The 21,324-nt window shown below is 69.0% G+C and carries 16 protein-coding genes; 13 read left to right on the top strand and 3 right to left on the bottom strand.

The window, feature by feature from the left end; translation table 11 throughout:
- The first annotated feature begins 90 nt into the window (after positions 1-90).
- Positions 91-1,881: a hypothetical protein gene (locus C556_RS21500; RefSeq protein ID WP_157235894.1), complete on the top strand. Its 1,791-nt coding sequence runs from the start codon at positions 91-93 to the stop codon at positions 1,879-1,881.
- A 45-nt stretch (positions 1,882-1,926) separates the two neighbouring features.
- On the opposite strand, the gene C556_RS0105640 is transcribed toward C556_RS21500, so the two are convergent.
- Positions 1,927-3,336, bottom strand: a complete 1,410-nt coding sequence (locus C556_RS0105640; RefSeq protein WP_018747260.1) for a cryptochrome/photolyase family protein — start codon at positions 3,334-3,336, stop codon at positions 1,927-1,929.
- Between the two features lie 110 nt (positions 3,337-3,446).
- Here C556_RS0105640 and C556_RS0105645 point away from each other — a divergent pair, with 110 nt between their 5' ends.
- From C556_RS0105645 to C556_RS0105670, 6 genes are all read left to right on the top strand, one after another.
- Complete coding sequence (locus tag C556_RS0105645) at positions 3,447-4,004, top strand: YqgE/AlgH family protein (protein ID WP_020608482.1); 558 nt, start codon at positions 3,447-3,449, stop codon at positions 4,002-4,004.
- A 44-nt stretch (positions 4,005-4,048) separates the two neighbouring features.
- The gene (gene ruvX, locus C556_RS0105650) at positions 4,049-4,471 is read left to right on the top strand and encodes a Holliday junction resolvase RuvX (protein ID WP_018747263.1); all 423 of its coding nucleotides are present in this window, start codon (positions 4,049-4,051) and stop codon (positions 4,469-4,471) included.
- Between the two features lie 291 nt (positions 4,472-4,762).
- Positions 4,763-5,488 carry a substrate-binding periplasmic protein gene (locus C556_RS0105655; RefSeq protein WP_018747264.1) on the top strand — a complete coding sequence of 242 codons (726 nt, stop codon included), beginning with the start codon at positions 4,763-4,765 and terminating at the stop codon, positions 5,486-5,488.
- A 126-nt stretch (positions 5,489-5,614) separates the two neighbouring features.
- A complete protein-coding gene (locus C556_RS0105660; RefSeq protein WP_018747265.1) occupies positions 5,615-6,580 on the top strand; it encodes an aspartate carbamoyltransferase catalytic subunit in 966 nt (321 codons plus the stop codon).
- A gap of 5 nt (positions 6,581-6,585) precedes the next feature.
- Positions 6,586-7,866 (top strand): dihydroorotase, encoded by a 1,281-nt coding sequence (locus C556_RS0105665; protein ID WP_018747266.1) that lies wholly within the window; start codon positions 6,586-6,588, stop codon positions 7,864-7,866.
- 223 nt (positions 7,867-8,089) lie between these two features.
- The gene (locus C556_RS0105670; RefSeq protein WP_018747267.1) at positions 8,090-8,359 is read left to right on the top strand and encodes an acyl-CoA-binding protein; all 270 of its coding nucleotides are present in this window, start codon (positions 8,090-8,092) and stop codon (positions 8,357-8,359) included.
- 109 nt (positions 8,360-8,468) lie between these two features.
- Here C556_RS0105670 and C556_RS0105675 read toward each other — a convergent pair whose 3' ends face one another.
- On the bottom strand, positions 8,469-9,077 hold the full coding sequence (locus C556_RS0105675) for a TetR/AcrR family transcriptional regulator (protein ID WP_018747268.1): 609 nt from the start codon (positions 9,075-9,077) through the stop codon (positions 8,469-8,471).
- Positions 9,078-9,293: 216 nt separating this feature from the next.
- Between C556_RS0105675 and C556_RS0105680 the strand changes: the two genes are divergently transcribed.
- The 4 genes from C556_RS0105680 (at position 9,294) to C556_RS0105695 (ending at position 18,116) form a co-directional block, all read left to right on the top strand.
- The gene (locus C556_RS0105680; protein WP_026262839.1) at positions 9,294-10,484 is read left to right on the top strand and encodes an efflux RND transporter periplasmic adaptor subunit; all 1,191 of its coding nucleotides are present in this window, start codon (positions 9,294-9,296) and stop codon (positions 10,482-10,484) included.
- Positions 10,485-10,487: 3 nt separating this feature from the next.
- Entirely contained in the window at positions 10,488-13,637 is a 3,150-nt protein-coding gene (locus tag C556_RS0105685; RefSeq protein WP_018747270.1) for an efflux RND transporter permease subunit, read from the top strand.
- Position 13,638: 1 nt separating this feature from the next.
- Positions 13,639-15,078, top strand: coding sequence for an AdeC/AdeK/OprM family multidrug efflux complex outer membrane factor (gene adeC, locus C556_RS19490; protein WP_040430498.1), 1,440 nt, complete (start codon positions 13,639-13,641; stop codon positions 15,076-15,078).
- A 539-nt stretch (positions 15,079-15,617) separates the two neighbouring features.
- Positions 15,618-18,116, top strand: coding sequence for a DUF1631 family protein (locus tag C556_RS0105695; protein WP_018747272.1), 2,499 nt, complete (start codon positions 15,618-15,620; stop codon positions 18,114-18,116).
- A 72-nt stretch (positions 18,117-18,188) separates the two neighbouring features.
- Here C556_RS0105695 and tal read toward each other — a convergent pair whose 3' ends face one another.
- Positions 18,189-19,268, bottom strand: a complete 1,080-nt coding sequence (gene tal, locus C556_RS0105700; RefSeq protein ID WP_018747273.1) for a transaldolase — start codon at positions 19,266-19,268, stop codon at positions 18,189-18,191.
- A gap of 173 nt (positions 19,269-19,441) precedes the next feature.
- Here tal and C556_RS0105705 point away from each other — a divergent pair, with 173 nt between their 5' ends.
- Positions 19,442-20,062 carry a nucleoside/nucleotide kinase family protein gene (locus C556_RS0105705; RefSeq protein WP_018747274.1) on the top strand — a complete coding sequence of 207 codons (621 nt, stop codon included), beginning with the start codon at positions 19,442-19,444 and terminating at the stop codon, positions 20,060-20,062.
- Positions 20,063-20,133: 71 nt separating this feature from the next.
- Positions 20,134-21,255: a Card1-like endonuclease domain-containing protein gene (locus tag C556_RS21505; RefSeq protein ID WP_018747275.1), complete on the top strand. Its 1,122-nt coding sequence runs from the start codon at positions 20,134-20,136 to the stop codon at positions 21,253-21,255.
- Positions 21,256-21,324 lie beyond the last annotated feature (69 nt).

A 21,324-nucleotide genomic window follows, 5' to 3' on the forward strand; every position in this document is an offset into this window, starting at 1 on the left:
TGCGCTTTCGCACGGCGTGCCGCGGGGCGAACCCGGCATGCCGCGATCGACAGATCAGGGCGGACCACCGCCCGTTTCCGGGGATACACGATGACAAAGCGATACATGAAGCCGGCGCTGCTGGCGACCGGGCTGGCGCTGGTGCTGACCGCCTGTGGCGGCGGTTCGGGTGGTGGGGACAGCAAGCCCGAGGAGCCGTCGAATCCGCCGACGGCATCGGGCAACATCAGCGGCGTCGCCGCGGCCGGCGCGCCGCTGGCCGGCACCGTCACCGTCAAGGACGCCAACGGCGTGACGCGCAGCGTGCCGGTGGGCGCGGACGGCCAGTACACGGTGGACGTCACCGGGCTGACGCCACCATTCCTGTTCCGCGCCGACGGCATGGTGGGCGGCAAGCGCTACGTGATCCACTCCGCCGCGTTGCAGGCGGACGTCGGCGGCAACATCAACATCACGCCGCTGACCGATCTGATCATCGCCAACATCGCCGGCGACCTGGCGGCCAACTTCTTCGACGCGCCGCAGTTCGCCAGCCTGACGCCGGCCGCCGTCACCGAGCAGACCGCCGCGCTGAAGGCCCGGCTGCAAAGCGTGCTGAGCGCGCTGGGCATCGAGGACACCATCGATCTGCTGCGCACCAGCTTCCAGGCCGACCACAGCGGGCTGGACGCCGCGCTGGACATCCTGCGGGTGACGGTCGATCCGGAGACCCAGGTGGCCACCATCCGCAACGTGCTGACCCAGGAAGAGATCCAGGACCAGCTGACCAGCACCACCGACAATAGCGCCTTGCCCGCACCGGGCGACCTGGGGGGCGTGGTCACCGACCTGCAAGGCATCGAGGCGGCGTTCCAGCGCTTCAACGCGCTGTTCGCCAACGGGCTGCCGACCGCCGACGCGGTGAAGGCCGAGCTGAGCGCCGACTTCCGCCACGAGGACCAGAACCGCGACACCTTCGCCGCCGACGTCAGCAGCGATCCCACCAACATCGGCATCAGCTTCAGCGGCATGACGCTGGAAGGCCCGGTGCAGACCAGCGCCGAGGGCACCTTCGTGCGGGTGGGCTTCGTCGTGAAGCTGAAGAACGGCCTGCTGGAAAGCATGGAAACCGGCTGGCGCCTGCAGAAGGTGACCACGGGCGATCAGACCAGATGGCTGCTGCACGGCAACCGTGGCCGTTTCTCCGCCGAGGCGTATCCGCTGGCGCTGCGCAACGAGGTCAACGGCGCGGTGAGCTACCACACCGGCATGGAGTTCTGGATCGAGGACCCGAACACCACCAACGACCGCGGTGTGATCGCCTATGCGCTGGTGAAGGGGCCGGGACTGCCGGCTGGTGGGGTGCGCTTCGTACCGCAATCCGTGGGCGGCCAGTTCTGCCTCGAGAGCGCGCAGCAACCGTGCGGCACGCTGGTGGAACTGCCCGACAGCGCCATCGCCCAGGTGAAGGACAACAGCGTGTACGCGTTCGAGTTCTACACCACCACCGGCCAGCAGGTGGCCATCACCGACAACAGCAACGCACAGTACCGCACCGTGATCAAGCGGCCGTACACCGGCGCCGAACTGTCGCAGATCGCCTGGCCGGCGCTGGACGGCGCCACCCGCAGCGCGCTGGCCTCGTTCGCCGGCGGGCCGTTCAGCGTCACCGCCAGCTACCCGGCCGGCTTCGCCTACGGCATCGACGTGTCCTACGGCACCGCGTCGGGCTTCAGCGAGCGGCTGGACCAATGGACCTATCCGTCGACCGCGACGGTGACCGAGGGGTTCGACTTCGATCCGGCGCCCGCCGCCGACCCGGTCACCTGGCGGATGGTGAAGCTGGACTACAACGACAACCAGCTGCGCAACGTGCTCAGCATCTATCGCTTCCAGCAGTGACCGCGCGCTGACGCGGCAACGGCCGGCCCCACGGGGCCGGCTTTTTCATGGGCGTCGCGCCGACTTGAACAGCGCCAGCGCCAGCTCGCGTTGCCGCGCATGCTCGACGATGGGCAGCGGATAGTCGTGACCGAGCCGCACCCCGGCCTCGGCCAGTGTCAGCGGCGGCGCTTCCCATGGGGCGTGGATCGCGGCGTCGGGCAGCGCCGCCAGCTCGGGGCAGTAGCGGCGGATGAAGTGGCCGTCGGGGTCGAACTTCCGCGACTGCGCCACCGGGTTGAAGATGCGGAAGTACGGCTGGGCATCGCAGCCGGTGGAGGCCGCCCACTGCCAGCCGCCGTTGTTGGCGGCCAGGTCGTAGTCGAGCAGCAGCGCGGCGAAATGGCGCTCGCCCCAGCGCCAGTCCACCAGCAGGTCCTTCACCAGGAACGACGCGGCGACCATGCGCAGGCGATTGTGCATGTAGCCGCTGTGGCGCAGCTGGCGCATCGCGGCATCGACCAGCGGGTAGCCGGTGCGGCCCTCGCGCCAGGCGTCGAACCAGTCCTCGCGGTTGGGGAAGGGCAGTGCGTCGTACTCGGGGCGGAAGGCATGCTCGACCACGTCCGGCCGGTGCCACAGGATCTGGTGATAGAAATCGCGCCACGCCAGCTCGCCCAGCCACGCCTGGGCGCCCGGCCCGCCGACGCCGTGCGCGTGGCGCGCCAGCTCGCGGATCGACACCGTGCCGAAGCGCAGGTGCGCCGACAGGTACGACGGTCCCTTCAGCGCCGGGAAGTCGCGCCGCAGGTGATAGCGGTCGAGCCGCTCCTTGAAGGCTTCGAACAACTGCTCGCCGCCGGACATGCCGCCGGGCAGCGCCAGCGTGATCTCGGCGAAGCCCAGGCCCGGCAGCGTCGGCAACGGCTGGGGCGGCAGCGGCGCCAGCCGGTCCAGGTAGCGCGCCACCGGGTAGGACGACAGCATGAAGTCGTCCAGCCGCGCCAGCCACGCGCGGCGGTAGGGCGTGAATACGCTGTACATGCCGCCCTGCCGCGTGACGATCTCGTCGCGCTCGAACAGCACGTGATCCTTGTGGGTGAACAGGCGGCGGCCCTCGTCGGCCAGCGTGCGGGCGACCGCCTCGTCGCGTCGCCGCGCAGCGGGATCGTCGTCGTGGTTGGCGTGGACCGCGACGGCCTGGTATTGCCGCGCCAGGCGCGGAATCGCCGCCTGCGCGCGCTCGTGCGCCACCACCAGCGCGCTGCCGTGCTGCGCCAGCGCGTTGGCCAGTTCGACCAGCGCCGCGTGGATGAACGCCACCCGGCGGTCGTCGGCGGGCAGCGGGTCGAGCAGGTCGCGATCGAACACGAACACCGCCACCACGCGGGCGTGCCGCTTCAGGGCGTGGTACAGCGCGGCGTGGTCGAACAGGCGCAGATCGCGGCGGAACCAGACGAGGGCGGTATCGGGCATGGGGCGGGCATCGGGACGGATGCCGGATGATAGCGCCGGCGGCTTCCGCCCACCTGTCGGGCACATTGCGCGCCCGCTGCGCCCGCGAGTTCTTATGCGATACTGCGGGCATGGACTTCGACCTTTCCCAGCACTTCCTGATCGCCATGCCCAGCCTGGTGGACCCCATCTTCGCGCGGACGCTCACCTTCGTGTGCGACCACAACGACCGCGGGGCGATGGGAGTCATCGTCAACCGGCCGCTCGGCATGCCGCTGTCCACCCTGTTCGAGCAGATCGGGGTGGAGCTGCATCGCCCGGACGTCGCCGATCTGGCGGTGTGCTTCGGCGGCCCGGTGCAGACCGACCGCGGCTTCGTGCTGCACACGCCGCTGGGCGACTGGCAGTCGACACTGGCGGTGTCCGACGAGATGGGGCTGACCACTTCCAAGGACGTGCTGCTGGCGGTGGGCGAGGGCGGCGGGCCCGAGCAGTTGTTCGTCACGCTGGGCTATGCCGGCTGGGAAGCCGGCCAGCTGGAAAACGAGATCGCCCAGAACGCGTGGATCTCGGTCAAGGCCGACCCGCAGGTGATCTTCGGCCTGCCCGCCGAGGAGCGCTACGAAGCCGCGCTCGGCCTGCTGGGCATCGACATGGCCATGCTGGCCGAGGATGCCGGCCACGCCTGACGCGGCCGCGCTCCGCTTCCCGCCTCACCCTTTCCCGGATTCCCATGAGCAGCGTGCTCGCATTCGATTTCGGCGCGGCCCGCATCGGCGTCGCCGTGGGCAACACCGAGCTGGGCATCGCCCACCCGGTCGAGACCATCTCGGCCGAGGGCAACGACGCCCGCTTCGCCCGCATCGCACAACTGATCGCCGACTGGCAGCCGACGCAACTGGTGGTCGGGCTGCCGCTGACCGAGGACGGCGCGGAGCAGGAAACCTCGCGCCTGGCGCGCAAGTTCGCCAATCGCCTGCACGGCCGTTTCGCGCTGCCGGTGATCCTGGTGGACGAGCGCTACAGCTCCGCCGCCGCCAGCATGGCGCTGGCCGACGGCGGCCTGCGTGGCCGCAGGCAGAAGCCGGCGCTGGATCAGGTGGCGGCGATGCAGATCCTGCAAGGCTGGTTCGACGGCGCCCCCGCGCACGACTGAGAGCCGCCGACAAAACCGCCGCTGGCGGTGGTCGCGCGGGGCGCCGAGCCCCACCGGCCGTGCACCTTGGACTATCTACGTTTCGCGCGCTTCGCCAGAACCGCTTCGCTGGGGTTTGTCAGCCGCTCCAACGCGATTCGCCCCGCCGCCAAGCCCGCGCCACCGCGCCGTGGCAACGACCGTTGGTCCGATCATCCCCCAAAGCGCGCCGGGAAACCGTGTGGTCTGATCGAAGTAAAGCCGCGGTCCGGGCCGACGTTGTAAGCTGTCGGTTCCTGGGGGGGACTGTAGATGGCGAAGTGGTGGCTGTTATTCCTGTTGCTGTGCCTGGGGCCGGGCACTTTGTGGGCGGCGCCGCAGACGGTGCCGGTGTATGTCTATCACGACTATCCGCCGTATATCGTCGAGGACGGGCACGACCTCAGCCACGCGCTGGTCGATGCGCTGAACGCGCGGGCGGGCGGGCGTTACCGTTTCGAGCTGAAGATGCTGCCGCGCCGCCGCGTGGACCGGCTGATCGCCGCGCCCGACTGGCAGGGCGTGATCGCCTGGGCCAATCCGGCCTGGGTCAAGCCCAGCGCGGAGCGCTTGCAGTGGTCGCCGCCGCTGCTGGACGACGCCGACCTGTGGGTCACGCTGCGCGGGCGGCCGTTGAACCGCGAGCAGATCGAGGTGGAAGGCGGCTACCGGCTGGGCGCGCTGCTCGGCCACCAGTACGCCGAGCTGGAACGCCACCGCCCGGTGATGCCGATCCAGCGCTTCGACACCGCGTCGATGGAATCTCTGGCGCGCATGCTGCTGGCGGGGCGGGTCGATGTGATCACCATGCCCGCCAACACCGAGGGCTGGCTGGCCGAGGAATGGCCGCAGTGGCGCGCCCAGGTGGCGACCCAGCCGCGCGGCAAGGCGATCCAGCGTTTCCTGCTCAGCAATGCCGGCGACCCGGCGCTGGGCGAGTTCCTGGCCGGCGCGGCGCAGGCGCTCTATCGCGATCCGGCCTGGAGCCGCCTGCCCTGAATCAAGACGGCCCGCCGATGCGGGCCGTTTCGATTACGCGGCACTGGTCAGCGCCGGGCGGATGGCCGAAAATTGCGGCCATCGCCAACCTGCCGCGCTCCCCGGCGGCGCCGTGCCGAGACTCCCATGTACAACCCGCAATTGAATCAACAGGGCGAGCTGATCCACCTGCTCACCACCGAAGGGCTGCCCAAGCGCATCCTGAACCAGGTGCTCGACCGCGCCGCCGAATTCGTCGCCCAGGGCGCCGACGGCAACAAGAAGTTCGGTCATCTGGCCGGGCGCTCGGTGTTCAACCTGTTCTTCGAGAACTCCACCCGCACCCGCACCACCTTCGAGATCGCGGCCAAGCGCCTGTCGGCCGACGTGATCAACCTCAACATCCAGGCGTCGAGCACCGCCAAGGGCGAAACCCTGCTCGACACCATCCACAACCTGGAAGCGATGGGCGCCGACCTGTTCGTGGTGCGCCACGCGCAATCGGGCGCCGCCCACCTGATCGCCGAGCACGTGCAGCCGGGCATCGCCGTGGTCAACGCCGGCGACGGCCGCCACGCGCACCCGACCCAGGCGCTGCTGGACATGTACACCATCCGTCACTACAAGGGCGACTTCACCAACCTGCGCGTCGCCATCGTCGGCGACATCCTGCACTCGCGGGTGGCGCGCTCGCAGATCCACGCGCTGACCACGCTGGGCTGCCCCGAAGTGCGCGTGATCGGCCCCAAGACCCTGCTGCCCACCGGTATCGAGAGCCTGGGCGTGCACGTCCACCACGACATGCGCGAAGGGCTGAAGGACGTGGACGTGGTCGCCATGCTGCGCTTGCAGAACGAGCGCATGAGCGGCGCCTACCTGCCCAGCACGCAGGAATTCTTCAAGTACTACGGCCTGACCCCGGAAAAGCTGGCGCTGGCCAAGCCGGACGCCATCGTGATGCACCCCGGCCCGATGAACCGCGGGGTCGAGATCGACTCGGCGGTGGCCGACGGCGAGCGCGCGGTGATCCTGCCGCAGGTCACCTTCGGCATCGCGGTGCGCATGGCCGTGATGAACATCGTTGCCGAGAACCAGGCACGTCGGGGGAACTGAACAACATGGCAATCAAGAACATCGCAATCCTGAACGGCCGCCTGGTCGATCCGCTGGCCGGCACCGATCGCCAGGCCGACCTGTTCCTGGCCGAGGGGCGCATCGTCGGCGTCGGTCAGGCGCCCGCCGACTTCGTCGCCGAAGACACCATCGACGCCACCGGTCTGGTGGTCTGCCCCGGTCTGGTCGACCTCGCCGCGCGCCTGCGCGAGCCGGGTTTCGAGTACAAGGCCACGCTGCCCACCGAGATGGCCGCGGCCGTGGCCGGCGGCGTGACCAGCATCGTCTGCCCGCCCGACACCGATCCGCCGCTGGACGAACCCGGGCTGGTGACCATGCTGCGCCAGCGCGCCAAGGCGCACGATCTGGCGCGGCTGTACCCGGTGGGCGCGCTCACCGTCGGCCTCAAGGGCCGCGAGATCACCGAGATGGCGCAATTGCGCGAGGCCGGCTGCGTGGCGTTCTCGCAGGGCGACGTGCCGATCGCCGACCTGCAGGTGCTGTACCGCGCGATGCAGTACGCCGCCACCTTCGGCTTCTCGCTGCGCCTGCGCCCGGAAGAAGCCAGCCTGGTGAACGACGGCGTGGCGCACGACGGCGAATACGCGTCGCGCCTGGGCCTGACCGGCATCCCGGTGGTGGCCGAGACCATCGCCATCGCCCAGATCGTGCAGCTGATGCGCGCCACCGGATGCAGCGTGCATCTGGCGCGGCTGTCCAGCGGCGAGGGCGTGGCGATGGTGCGCGCCGCCAAGCGCGACGGCCTGCCGCTGACCTGCGACGTGGACATCAACCACATTCACCTCGCCGACGTGGACATCGGCTACTTCAACAGCCAGTACCGCTTCGACCCGCCGCTGCGCAGCGGGCGCGACCGCGACGCCATCGTCGCCGGCCTGGTGGACGGCACCATCGACCTGATCTGCTCCGACCACAGCCCGGTGGACGACGACGGCAAGCTGGTGCCGTTCGCCGAAGCCGAGCGCGGCGCCACCGGCCTGGAGCTGCTGCTGCCGCTGACGCTGGCGTGGGCCGAGCGCGCCGGCGTGGCGTTGCCGCAGGCGCTGGCCAAGGTGACCTGCGTGCCGGCCACCTTCCTCGGCTTCCAGGCCGGGCTGTCGGTCGGGCATCGCGCCGACCTCACTGTGTTTGACCCCGCGGCCACCTGGCGCGTCACCCCCGATGCGCTGAAGAGCCAGGGCAAGAACACCCCGTTCCTCGGCCACGAGCTGAAGGGCCGGGTGCGCCATACGTTGGTGAAGGGCAAGCGGGTGTTCGATGCGTGAGCGTGCCTGGGGCGGCTGACAAACCCCGCGGGCGGTGGCGCGCGGGGGCGCCGAACCTGGCCGCCTCCTGAGCGTCCCGCCGGGACGGCTTCGCTGGGTTTTGCGCAGTGCCTGGGGCGCCGCGCGCTGTCGGCATACATGTTTTCCCGAGTGTTGGGGGGGCACATCGCCGTTATACTGGCGCGGTAAAACATCTGTTTGAAAACTATCTGGAGAACGCACCATGTCCGATCTGGCCAGCCGTTTCAAGACCGCCCAGGAAGAAGTCGTCCAGCTCGACGAAGCGCCGGACGTGCAGACCAAGCTGAAGCTCTACGCGTTGTTCAAGCAGGCCAGCGAAGGCGATGTGGCCGGCGATCGCCCCAGCGCGATCCAGTTCGTGGCGCAGGCCAAGTACGATGCCTGGGCCAAGCTCAAGGGGCTGTCCAGCGACGAGGCGCAGCAGCAATACGTCGATCTGGTCGAGGTGCTGAAGGCCGCCGACGGCAAGTGATCCACAGGGGCGGATCGGCCATCGCCCCGCACCGGCGAGGCCCGGCGCCTCGCCACGACCCTCGTGGAAACGCCCCGCATCGCGGGGCGTTGTCGTTGGCGCAGGGCGTTCAGCGCTCCAGCACCAGCCGGATACAGTCCTGCATCAGCGGCAGGATGGCCGCGCGCGGCAGGTCGGGATTGCGCAGCGCGCGGATCTGCAAGCCCTCGAACAGCGCGGCGATCACCTCGGCGCGCGCGCGGATTTCCTCCTCCGGCAGCGCCGGGCGTTCCTCCCGCCCTTCGGCGATCAGTTCGCACAACAGCTTCAGCGGCGTCTGGTCCGACAGCTGCGTCAGCTCGGCCACGCGCGGATTGCGCGACGCCTCGGCCAGCACCTCCACCATCAGCGCGGTCTTGCCGATGTCCATCACATCGTCCATGCCCTCGACCACCTTGTCGATCATCGCCTCATAGAGCCGGGGCGCGCTGCGCACACTGCGAATATTGCTCAGCACGTGCTGCACATCCTGCTCCACGATGGCGGCGATGATCGCCTCTTTATTCTCGAAATAGTGGTAGATGTGGCCTACGCTCATGTTCGCGGCCTTGGCGATCACGGCCATGCTGGCCCCGTGGAAGCCGGACTGCAAGAAACAGGCGTGCGCGGCGGCAAGAATCTGCTCGCGGCGCGCCTGGGCCTTGGAACCCTCTCCTTCGGCTTTTCCTACTTTGTTCATCTTGCTCTCTGAATGCTTCGTTTTAGGTATGCGCCCGCATTGTAGCTGTTGCCGAGTAGGGCCATCCGCAAATAGAATGAACGTTCATTCTAGATCGAGCATTCATTCTAGAGCCAGTACCAACCGATATCTGTTCCAGCGCGACCGCTACCCGTGTCGCCGCCGCGTCCGCCCCAAGAAGGCGGACGTTTCGATTCCATCCCGCCCGAGGTGTCCATGAAACGTCCATTCCGCGTAACAACCCTGGCCGCAGTGCTGGCCCTGATCGGAAGCGTCGGCCTTGCCGGCTGCGGCAAATCCCAGCCCCAGGGCGCCCAGGGCGCGCCGCAGGCGGTGGAAGTGGGCGTGATCAAGGTGGGATTGCAGGCGGTGACGCTGGATACCGTGTTGCCCGGCCGCACCAGCCCCTACCAGATCGCCGAGGTCCGCCCGCAGGTCGGCGGCATCCTGCAACAGCGCCTGTTCGAGGAAGGCGCCGACGTCAAGGCGGGGCAGGTGCTGTACCAGATCGACCCCGCCACCTATCAGGCCGAATTCGAAAGCGCCAAGGCCGCGCTGGCCAAGGCCGACGCCAATGTGCTCACCGCGCGCAACCGCGCCTCGCGCTACGACGACCTGGTCACCATCAACGCCGTGAGCAAGCAGGACCACGACGACGCCACCGCCACGCTCAAGCAGGTCGAGGCCGATGTGGCCGGCGCCAAGGCGGCGCTGGAAACCGCGCGCATCAATCTGGCGTACACCCGCGTCACCTCGCCGATCTCCGGCCGCATCGGCCGTTCCTCGGTCACGCCGGGCGCGCTGCTGACCGCCAATCAGGCGCAGGCGATGGCCACGGTGCAGCAGCTCGATCCGATCTACGTCGACGTCACCCAGTCCAGCACCGAACTGATGCGGCTGCGGCGCGACCTGGAAAGCGGCCGGCTGAAGCAGGCCGGCGGCAAGGCGCGGGTGCGGCTGCTGCTGGAGGACGGCTCGGCCTATGCCCAGGAAGGCCGGCTGGAGTTCTCTGAAGTGACGGTGGACCAGAGCACCGGCAACGTCACGCTGCGCGCGGTGTTCCCCAATCCCAAGCAGCGGTTGCTGCCCGGCATGTACGTGCGCGCGGTGCTGGAGGAGGGCGTCAACGAAGCGGCGATGCTGGTGCCGCAGCAGGGCGTCACCCGCGACGCGCGCGGCGGGGCGGTGGCGATGGTGGTCAATGCCGAGGGCAAGGTCGAGGCGCGCCCGCTGAAGACCGAACGCACCGTGGGCGACCAGTGGCTGGTCAGCGACGGCCTCAAGCCCGGCGACCAGGTGATCGTCGAAGGCGTCGAGAAAGTGCGCCCCGGCGCGCCGGCGCGCGCGGTCCCGGCGCAACTCAAGCCCGCCGCCGCCTCGGCGCCCGCTGCCAAGCAAGGAGCCTGACGCATGGCCCGTTTCTTCATCGATCGGCCCATCTTTGCCTGGGTGATCGCCATCATCGTCATGCTGGCGGGCATCCTGGCCATCCTCAAGTTGCCGATCGCGCAATACCCCGAGATCGCACCGCCCGCCGTCTCCATCTCCGCCGTGTACCCCGGCGCTTCCGCCAAGACGGTGGAGGACACGGTCACCCAGGTGATCGAGCAGAAGATGAAGGGCATCGACAACCTGGCGTACATGTCGTCGTCCAGCGATTCCGCCGGCTCGATGAGCATCACGCTGACCTTCACCGCCGGCACCGACCCGGACATCGCGCAGGTGCAGGTGCAGAACAAGCTGGCGCTGGCCACGCCGCTGTTGCCGCAGGAAGTGCAGCAGCAGGGCATCCAGGTGACCAAGTCGTCGGCCAGCTTCCTGTCGGTGCTCGGCGTGGTGTCCGAGGACGGCAGCATGAGCGACGTCGACCTGGCCGACTACGTGGCCAGCAATATGCTCGACCCGATCAGCCGGGTGCCGGGCGTGGGCGACGTGCAGTTGTTCGGCGCCCAGTATGCGATGCGCATCTGGCTCGATCCGGACAAGCTCAACAACTTCCAGCTGACGCCCAACGACGTGGCACAGGCCATCCGTGGCCAGAACGCCCAGGTGTCGGCCGGCCAGCTCGGCGGCACGCCGTCGGTGAAGGGGCAGCGCCTGAACGCCACCATCACCGCGCAGACCCGTCTGCAGACCGCCGAGGAATTCCGCCAGATCCTGCTGAAGGTGAACACCGACGGCTCCAAGGTGCTGCTGCGCGACGTGGCGCGCGTCGAGCTGGGCAACGAAAGCTACGACACCGTGGCCCGCTTCAACGGCAAGCCCGCCTCCGGCATGGGGATCAAGCTGGCCACCGGCGCCAACGCGCTGGAGACCGCCGCCGCGCTCGACCGCCAGGTCGCCGAGCTGGAGCCGTTCTTTCCCAAGGGCATGAAGGTGGTCAAGCCCTACGACACCACCCCCTTCGTCAAGTTGTCGATCCAGGAAGTGATCAAGACGCTGGTCGAGGCCATCGTGCTGGTGTTCCTGGTGATGTACCTGTTCCTGCAGAACTGGCGCGCCACCCTGATCCCGACCATCGCGGTGCCGGTGGTGCTGCTGGGCACCTTCGGCGTCCTGGCCGCGTTCGGCTTCTCGATCAACACGCTGACCATGTTCGCCATGGTGCTGGCGATCGGCCTGCTGGTGGACGACGCCATCGTGGTGGTCGAGAACGTCGAGCGGGTGATGAGCGAGGAAGGGCTGTCGCCGCGCGAGGCCACCCGCAAGTCGATGGGCCAGATCACCGGCGCGTTGGTCGGCATCGCCATGGTGCTGTCGGCGGTGTTCGTGCCGATGGCGTTCTTCGGCGGCTCCACCGGCGCCATCTACCGCCAGTTCTCGATCACCATCGTCTCGGCGATGGCGCTGTCGGTGTTCGTCGCGCTGGTGCTCACCCCGGCGCTGTGCGCCACCATGCTCAAGCAGATCGAGAAGGGGCACCACGCCGTCGATACCGGCTTCTTCGGCTGGTTCAACCGCAAGTTCGACCGCGGCAACGAGCGCTACCAGGGCGCGGTGCGCGGCATCCTCAAGCGCGGCGGCCGCTTCATGCTGATCTATCTGGCGATCGTCGCCGGCATGGCGGTGCTGTTCCTGCGCCTGCCGACCTCGTTCCTGCCGGATGAGGACCAGGGCATCCTGATGATGCAGGTGATGCTGCCGGCCGGCGCCACCCAGGAGCGCACGCTCGCCACCATCAAGCAGGTCGAGCGCCACTTCATGGAGGACGAAAAGCAGAACGTCAATTCGATCTTCGCGGTGGCCGGCTTCAGCTTCGGCGGCTCCGGCCAGAACAACGGCCTGGGCTTCATCTCGCTCAAGCCGTGGGATGAGCGCAAGTCGGCCGAGCAGAAGGCGCAGGCGATCGCCGGCCGCGCAATGGGCGCGTTCTCGCGCATTCGCGACGGCATGGTGTTCGCCTTCGCCCCGCCCGCGGTGGTCGAGCTGGGCAACGCCACCGGCTTCGACTTCTTCCTGCAGGATCGCGGCGGCATCGGCCACGCCAAGCTGACCGAGGCGCGCAACATGCTGCTGGGCATGGCCGCCCAGGATCCGAACCTGGTCGCGGTGCGCCCGAACGGCCAGGAGGATACGCCGCAGTTCCAGCTCGACGTCGACCAGGCCAAGGCGCGCGCGCTGGGCGTGGCGCTGGCGGACATCAACGACACCATCGCCTCCGCGTGGGGCAGTACCTACGTCAACGACTTCATCGACCGTGGCCGGGTGAAGAAGGTGTACATCCAGGGCGAGGCCGAGGCGCGCATGCTGCCCGAGGACCTCAACAAGTGGTACGTGCGCAACGCCCACGGCGAGATGGTGCCGTTCTCCGCCTTCGCCACCGCGCACTGGAGCTACGGCTCGCCGCGCCTGGAGCGCTACAACGGCCTGTCCGCGATGGAGATCATGGGTCAGCCGGCCCCCGGCAAGAGTACCGGCGACGCGATGAAGGCCATCGAGGACATCGTCGCCAAGCTGCCGCCGGGCGTCGGCATCGAGTGGACCGGCCTTTCCTACCAGGAACGGCTGTCCGGCTCGCAGGCGCCGATCCTGTACGCGATCTCGCTGCTGGTGGTGTTCCTGTGTCTGGCCGCGCTGTACGAAAGCTGGTCGATCCCGTTCTCGGTGATGCTGGTGGTGCCGCTGGGCGTGCTCGGCGCGCTGCTGGCCGCCACCGGGCGCGGGCTGTCCAACGACGTGTACTTCCAGGTGGGCCTGCTGACCACCATCGGTCTGTCGGCGAAGAACGCCATCCTGATCGTCGAATTCGCCAAGGACCTGATGGAGATCGAGGGCAAGAACCTGATCACCGCCACGCTGGAAGCGGTACGGATGCGGCTGCGCCCCATCATCATGACCTCGCTGGCGTTCGCCCTCGGCGTGCTGCCGCTGGCGCTGTCCACCGGCGCCGGCTCCGGCGCGCAGAACGCCATCGGCACCGGCGTGCTGGGCGGCATGATCTCCGCCACCGTGCTGGCGATCTTCTTCGTGCCGCTGTTCTTCGTCCTGATCCGCCGCCTGTTCCGGCCCCGCCATCGCGGCCAGGCCCGCATTGCCAACGCCCATCGGGAGGAAATCTGAGATGCGCCGCACACCCATGATTCTGGCGCTGGCCGCTGCGCTGGCCGGTTGCGGCACCATGGCGCCCGACTATCAGCGCCCCGCCGCGCCGGTGGAGGCCAGCTGGCCGCAGGGCGACGCCTACGCGCTGCACCCGACCGCCGGTGATCCGTCCGCGCTCGGCTGGCGCGACTTCTTCGTCGACCAGCGGCTGCAACAACTGATCGGACTGGCGCTGGAGAACAACCGCGACCTGCGCGTGGCCATGCTCAACATCGAGCGGGCCCGCGCCACGTACCAGATCCAGCGCGCCGACCTGTTCCCCGCCATCGACGCCAGCGGCTCGGGCACGCACCAGCGCACCCCGTCCCGCATGTCGCCCAACGGCAATGCCGCGGTGACCCACGAGTACGCCGCCGGCATCGGCTTTGCCAGCTACGAACTCGACCTGTTCGGCCGGGTGCGCAGCCTGAACGACGCCGCGCTGGAGCGCTTCTTCGCCACCGAGGAAGCGCAGCGCAGCGCTCGCATCAGTCTGGTGGCCGAGGTGGCCAACGCCTATCTGCAACTGGCCGCCGACCAGGAGCGGCTGGCGCTGGCCGAGGACACCCTCACCAGCCAGCGCGCTTCGTACGAGCTGACCCGGCGCAGTTTCGAGGCCGGCGTCGCGTCCGAACTCGACCTGCGCCAGGCGCAGACCAGCGTGGACAGCGCCCGCGTCGACGTGGCCCGCTTCACCGGCCAGGTGGCGCAGGACCGCAACGCGCTGACGCTGCTGATCGGCGCAGCGGTGCCGGACGAACTGCTGCCCGAGCGCACGCTGACCCCGGTGGCGGTGCTGGCCGAACTGCCCGAGGGCCTGCCGTCCGAGGTGCTGGTGCGGCGGCCGGACGTGCTCCAGGCCGAGCGCACGCTGCGCGCCGCCAACGCCGACATCGGCGCCGCCCGCGCGGCCTTCTTCCCGCGCATCAGCCTCACTGCGTCGGCCGGCAGCGCCAGCAACGAACTGTCGCAACTGTTCAAGTCCGGCTCGGGCACCTGGAGCTTCATCCCGCAGATCACGCTGCCGATCTTCGACGGCGGCCGCAATCGCGCCGGGCTGGATGCCGCCAAGGTCGACCGCGACATCGCGGTGGCGCAGTACGAGAAATCGATCCAGAGCGCGTTCCGCGAAGTGGCCGATGCCCTGGCCGCCTATGGCACGCTGGACCAGCAGCTGGCGGCGCAGCAATCGCTGACCGACGCCACCGGCATCAGCTACAAGCTGGCCGACGCGCGCTTCCGCAAGGGGGTGGACAGCTACCTGGCCGTGCTCGATTCGCAGCGCGCGCTGTATGGTGCGCAGCAAAGCCTGATCGACGTGCGCCTGGCGCGCGAAGCCAACCTGGTCACCCTGTACAAGGCACTGGGTGGCGGCTGGCAGGAGCGGGTCGCGGCCGTGGCGGCCAGTCAGCCCGGCTGACCGCGCCCGCCCCCTAGGGTGAATCGACATTCAAACGCGGGTGCGAAGGGCGAAGGCCGGGATGCAGGGCAAGGCGTGCCGAGTGCCGCGGGGTCATCCCCGCAAGCGAGGTACAACGCGGCCATGCGCCCGGCCTTCGTCCTTCCCTGCGGGTTGGTCCGTGGGCCGGCGTCTGCTTTGTCGCACGGCTTGCAGATAGGAAGGCTATCTGCTGCGCCGCGCTTCGCGCAGTCATCCGGCCCACGGACCAACGCATCCCACGTTTGAATGTCGATTCACCCTAGGTCTTCACGCCGCGTTCCTTCGGGACGCGGCGTTTTCATGCGCGGCAGGCGGGCGTCGTTGGTGCGCTCGCGGTAAGTTTTCAGCTGTCTGCCATCAGGCGGATCGTCCCATGCTGTCATGCTAAAATTCGCTATGCTGCGTAAATCAAGGAGATTTATTTTGGTGTGCAGCGTAATTCTGTCTTTCTGCTGACCAAAATGTTTCTCCTCATGACGGGCCGAGCCGGGCCCGGCGCAGTGCTTACGGATGACGAGATGATGGATCGCAACGACCTGCTCGGCGCGGCGCGCGCCACCTTCCTGGCGCAATTCGACCACGCCATCCAGACCCTGCTGCCGCACACCGAGGCCAACCTGCTGAAGAAAGCCGAGTTCGCCCGCTCGATGCGCGAATCGTCGGTGCAGCTGGAAGCGCGGGCGGCCTTGCAGCGCCGCCTGCCGACCCTGCGCCAGGAACTGGTCGCGCACATGGAACAACTGCTCGACCGCAGCTTCCAGACCGCCTACAGCAACTACCGTCCCTCGTTCTCCGGCGCCATGGCCACCGGCGAACTCAGCCTGGTCAGCCTGTCGTCGTTCGAGGACGAACTGCGCATCGACTCGGTGACCAAATACCTGCGCGACGAAGTGGAAGAACAGTTGCGCGACCTGAACATCCGCGTGGCACTGCTGTTCGGCGAAGAGAACGTCAAGGAACGCGAAAACCCGTTCCGGCCCTACCTGCTGTCGCGCTGCATCTCCAACACCGTCGATGAATTCGTCGAATCGCGCGAGCAGGCCGCCGTGCTGGTCGAGGAGCTGTGCGAAGGGCTGGCCGGACACGCATACACCCTGTACGAAGCGATGAACACCCTGCTGGCCAAGCACGGCATCGCCGCGCAGCTGCAGATGCGCCCGCGCAGCCTGGGCGGCGGCGCGCGCGCGGTCGGTGGGCAGATCCCGGCCGACCACGGCGCGGCCGGCGCCGCCGCGACGGCCCCCGCCGGCGACGACGGCTGGAGCCCCGGGATGATCCCGGCCGGCCTGCCCGGCATGGACGGCGCCGGTGGCATGGGTGGCTTTGCCGGCGCCCCCATTGCCGCGCCCGAGGATCGGCTGCTGCAACTGGTCACCGGCGCCGGCCTGGCCGGCGATGGCGCGCTGCCCGGCATGGCCATGCCCGGCGCCGCCTTCGGCGGTGGCGTGGCGGCCGGCGTGCCGTTCGGCCCCGGCGGTACGGCCGCGGGCTGGCAGGCGCCGCACGCAGCGCCCAAGGCCAGCTGGCTGGGCGGCGCCGAGCGCGCCGGCAGCGTGCTGCGCAAGTTGTTCTCCGGCATCCTGCCCGGCGGCGCCGACCAGAGCGCGGCGGCCGCGGAGAACCTGGTGCTGGGCCTGGCGGTGGCGCGCCTTCAGGTCGAGCATGCCGGGGACGAGCCGGGCGAACTGCGCGACGGCCACCTGCGCAACGTGATCCTGGAGCACCGCGAGGAGCTGGCCAGCCAGACCCGCGACAGCCGCGAGCAGATGACCATCGACATCGTGGCCATGCTGTTCGAGTTCATCCTGCGCGATACCGACGTGCCGGCCGAAGTGCGCGCCCAGCTGGGGCGGTTGCAGTTCATGGTGCTGAAGCTGGCGCTGGCCGATCCCACCCTGCTCGCCAGCCGCAACCACCCGGTGCGCATGCTGGTCAACCGCATCGGCTCGATCTCGGTGGGGCTCAAGCAGGTGGACCCCACCGGCGAGCGCACCGCCGTCGAGATCAGCCGCATCGTCGAGGAACTGCTCGGCAGCGAGGCGGGCAGCGTCGAAGTCTTCCCGCGCATGCTCGACCAGCTGGACGCCTTCATCGCCGCCGAACTGCGCGCCGGCCAGGAACAGGTGGAGCCGGCGCTGGAGGCGGTGGACCGCGCCGAAAACCGCACCCTGCGCTTCGCCCGCATCGTCGCCATGACCGGCGCCGCGCTGGGCGACATCAAGCTGGACGACTACCTCAACACCTTCCTGCGTCACGACTGGCCGCGAGTGATCGAGCACGCCGCGCGCCACGATCCCGACCGCGCGCTGCGTTACTGGCGTACCATGCCGGATCTCGTGTGGAGCGTTGCACCCAAGCTGACCGAGGCCGACCGCCTGCAACTGCGGCAACTATTGCCCGGTCTGGTGGGCAACCTGCGCGCCGGATTGGTCGAGCGCGGCCGCGAGGGCGAGGCGCGCGAGCTGCTGAGCTGGTTACTCGATGCGCATAAATTCGCATTGCGGAGTATTGACCTTCCCCACACCGTGCCGTCTCTGGCCTACTTTCGGGATCGTTTCGAACAATTTCTGGATTTGGAGGCACTGCAAGCCGTGGCCCCGCACCAACCGGCGCCGCAGCAACTGGACAGCCAGCTGCTGGAGGAAGCCATCCGCGAACTGGAAACCCGCCTGGAACTGGTCGACCGCCTGATCGGCGACCCGCCGCCGGAGCAGTCGCCATCGCCGGTCTCGGTGGACGAAGAAGCCGCGATCCTGGCCAAGCTGCAACGCGGCGTCGGCATCGAGATCGACCTGGGCGGCAAGATGACGCGCGCGGTGCTCAGCTGGCCCGACCTCTCGCGCGGGCGCGTGGTGCTCAACCTGGGCGAGGATAGGCCGCAATCGGTGTTGGGCGTCGGCTTGTTCATGCGCCTGCGCGATTCTGGCCGCGCGCGCTTCCTGGAGGAAATCCCCCTGTTCGACCGCGCTGTCGAATACCTGCTCGATACGGCGGATCGCCTGGACGGCGTCGCCTGACGCATCGGTGTCAGCCAAACAAAAACCGGCCGTGAGGCCGGTTTTTGTTTGGGTCGAAGCCGCTGGCCGGCGTCACTCGGTGAGCTTGAGCAGCTTCTCGAACGCCTCGTCGAACAGCTTGAGCCCTTCCTGTTGCAGCTGCTCGCCGACGCGGTTGAAGTCGAAGCCCAGCTTGCGCAACTGGCCCAGCACCAGCACCGCTTCCTCGATGCCGGTATCCAGCTTGCTCTGCGCCACGCCGTGGTCGCGGAAGGCATCCAGCGTCGCATCCGGCACGGTGTTCACGGTGTCGGCGCCGATCAGCTCCTCGACGTACATGGTGTCGCGGTAGGCCGGGTTCTTGGTGCCGGTGGACGCCCACAGCAGGCGCTGCGGATGCGCGCCGGCAGCCTTCAGCGCCTTGAAGCGGGTGCCGTTGAACAGCTGCTTGTAGTGCTGGTAGGCCACCTTGACGAAGGCGATGGCGGCCTTGCCGCGCAGCGCCAGCGCTTCCGGCGTGCCGATGGCGTCCAGCTGCTTGTCCAGCAGCACGTCGACGCGGGACAGGAACACCGAGGCGACGGCGCGCACGTGGTCGATCGGCAGGCCGGCGGCGCGACGGGTTTCCAGGCCGCGGATATAGGCGGTGAGCACGTCGTCGGTGTGCTTCAGGCTGAACATCAGGGTGATGTTGACGTTGATGCCGTCGGCGATCAGTTGCTCGAAGGCCAGCACGCCGGCCTGGGTGGCGGGCACCTTGATCATGGCGTTGGGACGGTTGACCTCGGCCCACAGGCGGTGGGCGGCGTCGATGGTGCCCTGGGTGTCGTTGGCCAGGAAGGGAGAGACTTCCAGGCTGACGTAGCCGTCGAGGCCTTCGCTGGCGCGGTATTGGGGCAGGTTGAGGTCGCAGGCGGCCTGGACGTCGGGGACGACCAGCAGTTCATAGCGGCGTTCGGCGGAGAGGTTCTGCTTCTTCAGTTCGGCCAGGTCGCCGGTGTAGAGCGGGTCGGAGGAGATGGCCTTGTAGAAGATGGCGGGGTTGGAGGTGACGCCGGCGATGGCGTCGTCGTCGAGGAGCTTTTGCAGTGCGCCGGACTGCAACAGGCCGCGGGACAGGTTGTCCAGCCAGATGCGTTGGCCCAGGGGTTTGATGGCGGCGATCTTGCTCATTGAGGTCTCCAGGGGTGATTGCCTCGGCGCGCCGCATGGGTCGATGGCGACGAGGCGAATCCAGATAGCGTAGGCCAGGGCGAATCGACCTTCAAACGCGCGGGCGCCGGTTGGCGCGCGGTCGGCCTGCGGGTATGTTCCTTCATCGCCCGCCCACATCCTCCTGCCCGCCCATGCACCCGATCGCCGCCCCGTATTTCGCCCGCCTCGAAGCGCTGTTGACCAGCGGCCAGCGCCGCATCCTCGGGCTGGTCGGCGCGCCCGGCGCCGGCAAATCCACGCTGGCGGACACCTTGCTGGCGCACCTGGGCGCCCGCGCCGTGGTGGTGCCCATGGATGGCTACCACCTGGCGCAGGCCGAGCTGGAACGGCTGGGCCGCGCGGCGCGCAAGGGCGCCGAGGATACCTTCGACGCCGCCGGCTTCGTCGCCCTGCTGGCACGGCTGCGCCAGCCGCGCGTGGGCGAGACGGTGTACGCGCCCGCGTTCCGCCGCGAGATCGAGGAGCCCGTCGCCGGCGCCATCGCCGTGCCGCCGGAAGTGCCGCTGGTGATCGTCGAGGGCAACTACCTGCTGCTCGAACACGGCCATTGGGCCGGAGTGAAGCCGCTGCTCGACGAAAGCTGGTACGTCGAGGTGGACGACGAACTGCGCCGACAGCGCCTGATCGAGCGTCACATGCGCTTCGGCCGCGATGCCGTCGCCGCCGCCGACTGGGTGGCGCACACCGACGAGCCGAACGCCCGCCGCATCGCCGCCACGCGCGGGCGCGCCGACGTGGTGTTCCGCTGGTAGACGCGGCAGGCCGCAACGATTTGGGTCATAACGTTGGAAGCGCTTCCCGCGATGCCTCCCGGATTTTGCCCATGCACCTGATCTGCCTCGTCGGCCACGTGTCCACCGATCTGGTTTCGCCGCTGTTCGACCGCGGCTTCGGCTTCACCCGCGTCACCCTGCTGCACGACCCGGCCATCGGCGACGCCATGCGCGCGGTGGCCGAGGTGTGCCGCAAGGCCGGGCTGGCCACCACGGTGCTGCCGCTGCGCCCGCGCTACGATCCCGCCACCATCCGCGAACGGCTGGAAGCCGCGCTGGCCGGCAGCCGCCAGCCGTGCGTGGTCAACCTGTCCGGCGCCACGCCGGTGCAGGCCGCCATCGGCTTCGAGGTCGCCAGCCGCCACGCGGTGCCGGTGTTCGCCGTCGAGCCCGAGGCCGACACCCTGGTCTGGCTCAGCGACGCCGCCGGCGCGCCGCTGGCCAACGGCTACAACATCGCCGACCGCATGCGGCTGGAGGATTACTTCCGCCTGTACGGCGCCGAGATCGTCACCATCGAATGCCGGCTGTCGCAGCGCGACCCGAACCTGGAAGGCTGGGCCGCGGGCTTCGCCGAGCTGGCGGCGCGGCGGCCGCGCGCCATCCTGGCGCTGAACGCGCTGGCGGCGGACGTGGATGCCGGCTGGATCAGCCGCGGCGCGCTGCATCACCCGCAGCCGGAACTGGCCGAGCTGCTGCACGAATCGCGGCTGGCGCGGCTACTGCCGGACGGCCGCATCGCCTTCGCCGACCGCCCCAGCCACCGCTTCCTGCACGGCGGCTGGCTGGAACGCTGGATCTTCAGCCAGGCCGGCGCGCTGGTGGGCGAACTGCCGATCCAGGATCTGGCCTGCGGCGTGCGCATCCGCGTCGACGGCAAGGTGGACAACGAATTCGACGTCGCCATCCTGTGCAACAACCAGCTCTACCTGGTCGAGTGCAAGACCATCCTGGCCGAAGGGGTGGACCGCGCCACGCTGTTCAAGCTGGACAGCGTGGCCCACGTGGGCGGGCTGGCGGCGCAGGCGATGCTGGCCAGCCTGTCGCTGCCCACCGACCACGAGGAACGCCGCGCCGAGGTGCAGGAGATCGCGCTGCTGTCCGGCCGGGCGCTGCTGGGCGCGGCCGGGCGCCTGCGGCAATGGCTGGGCGGCGCGGCGGTGGCCGCGTGAAAAAGCCGCGCCCTGTTTGATAGGGGGCGCCGCCGCGCAGCGGCGCTCGCCGCTTACAATCGAACCCCA

The sequence above is a fragment of the Chitiniphilus shinanonensis DSM 23277 genome (assembly GCF_000374805.1).
Taxonomy (GTDB): Bacteria; Pseudomonadota; Gammaproteobacteria; order Burkholderiales; family Chitinibacteraceae; genus Chitiniphilus; species Chitiniphilus shinanonensis.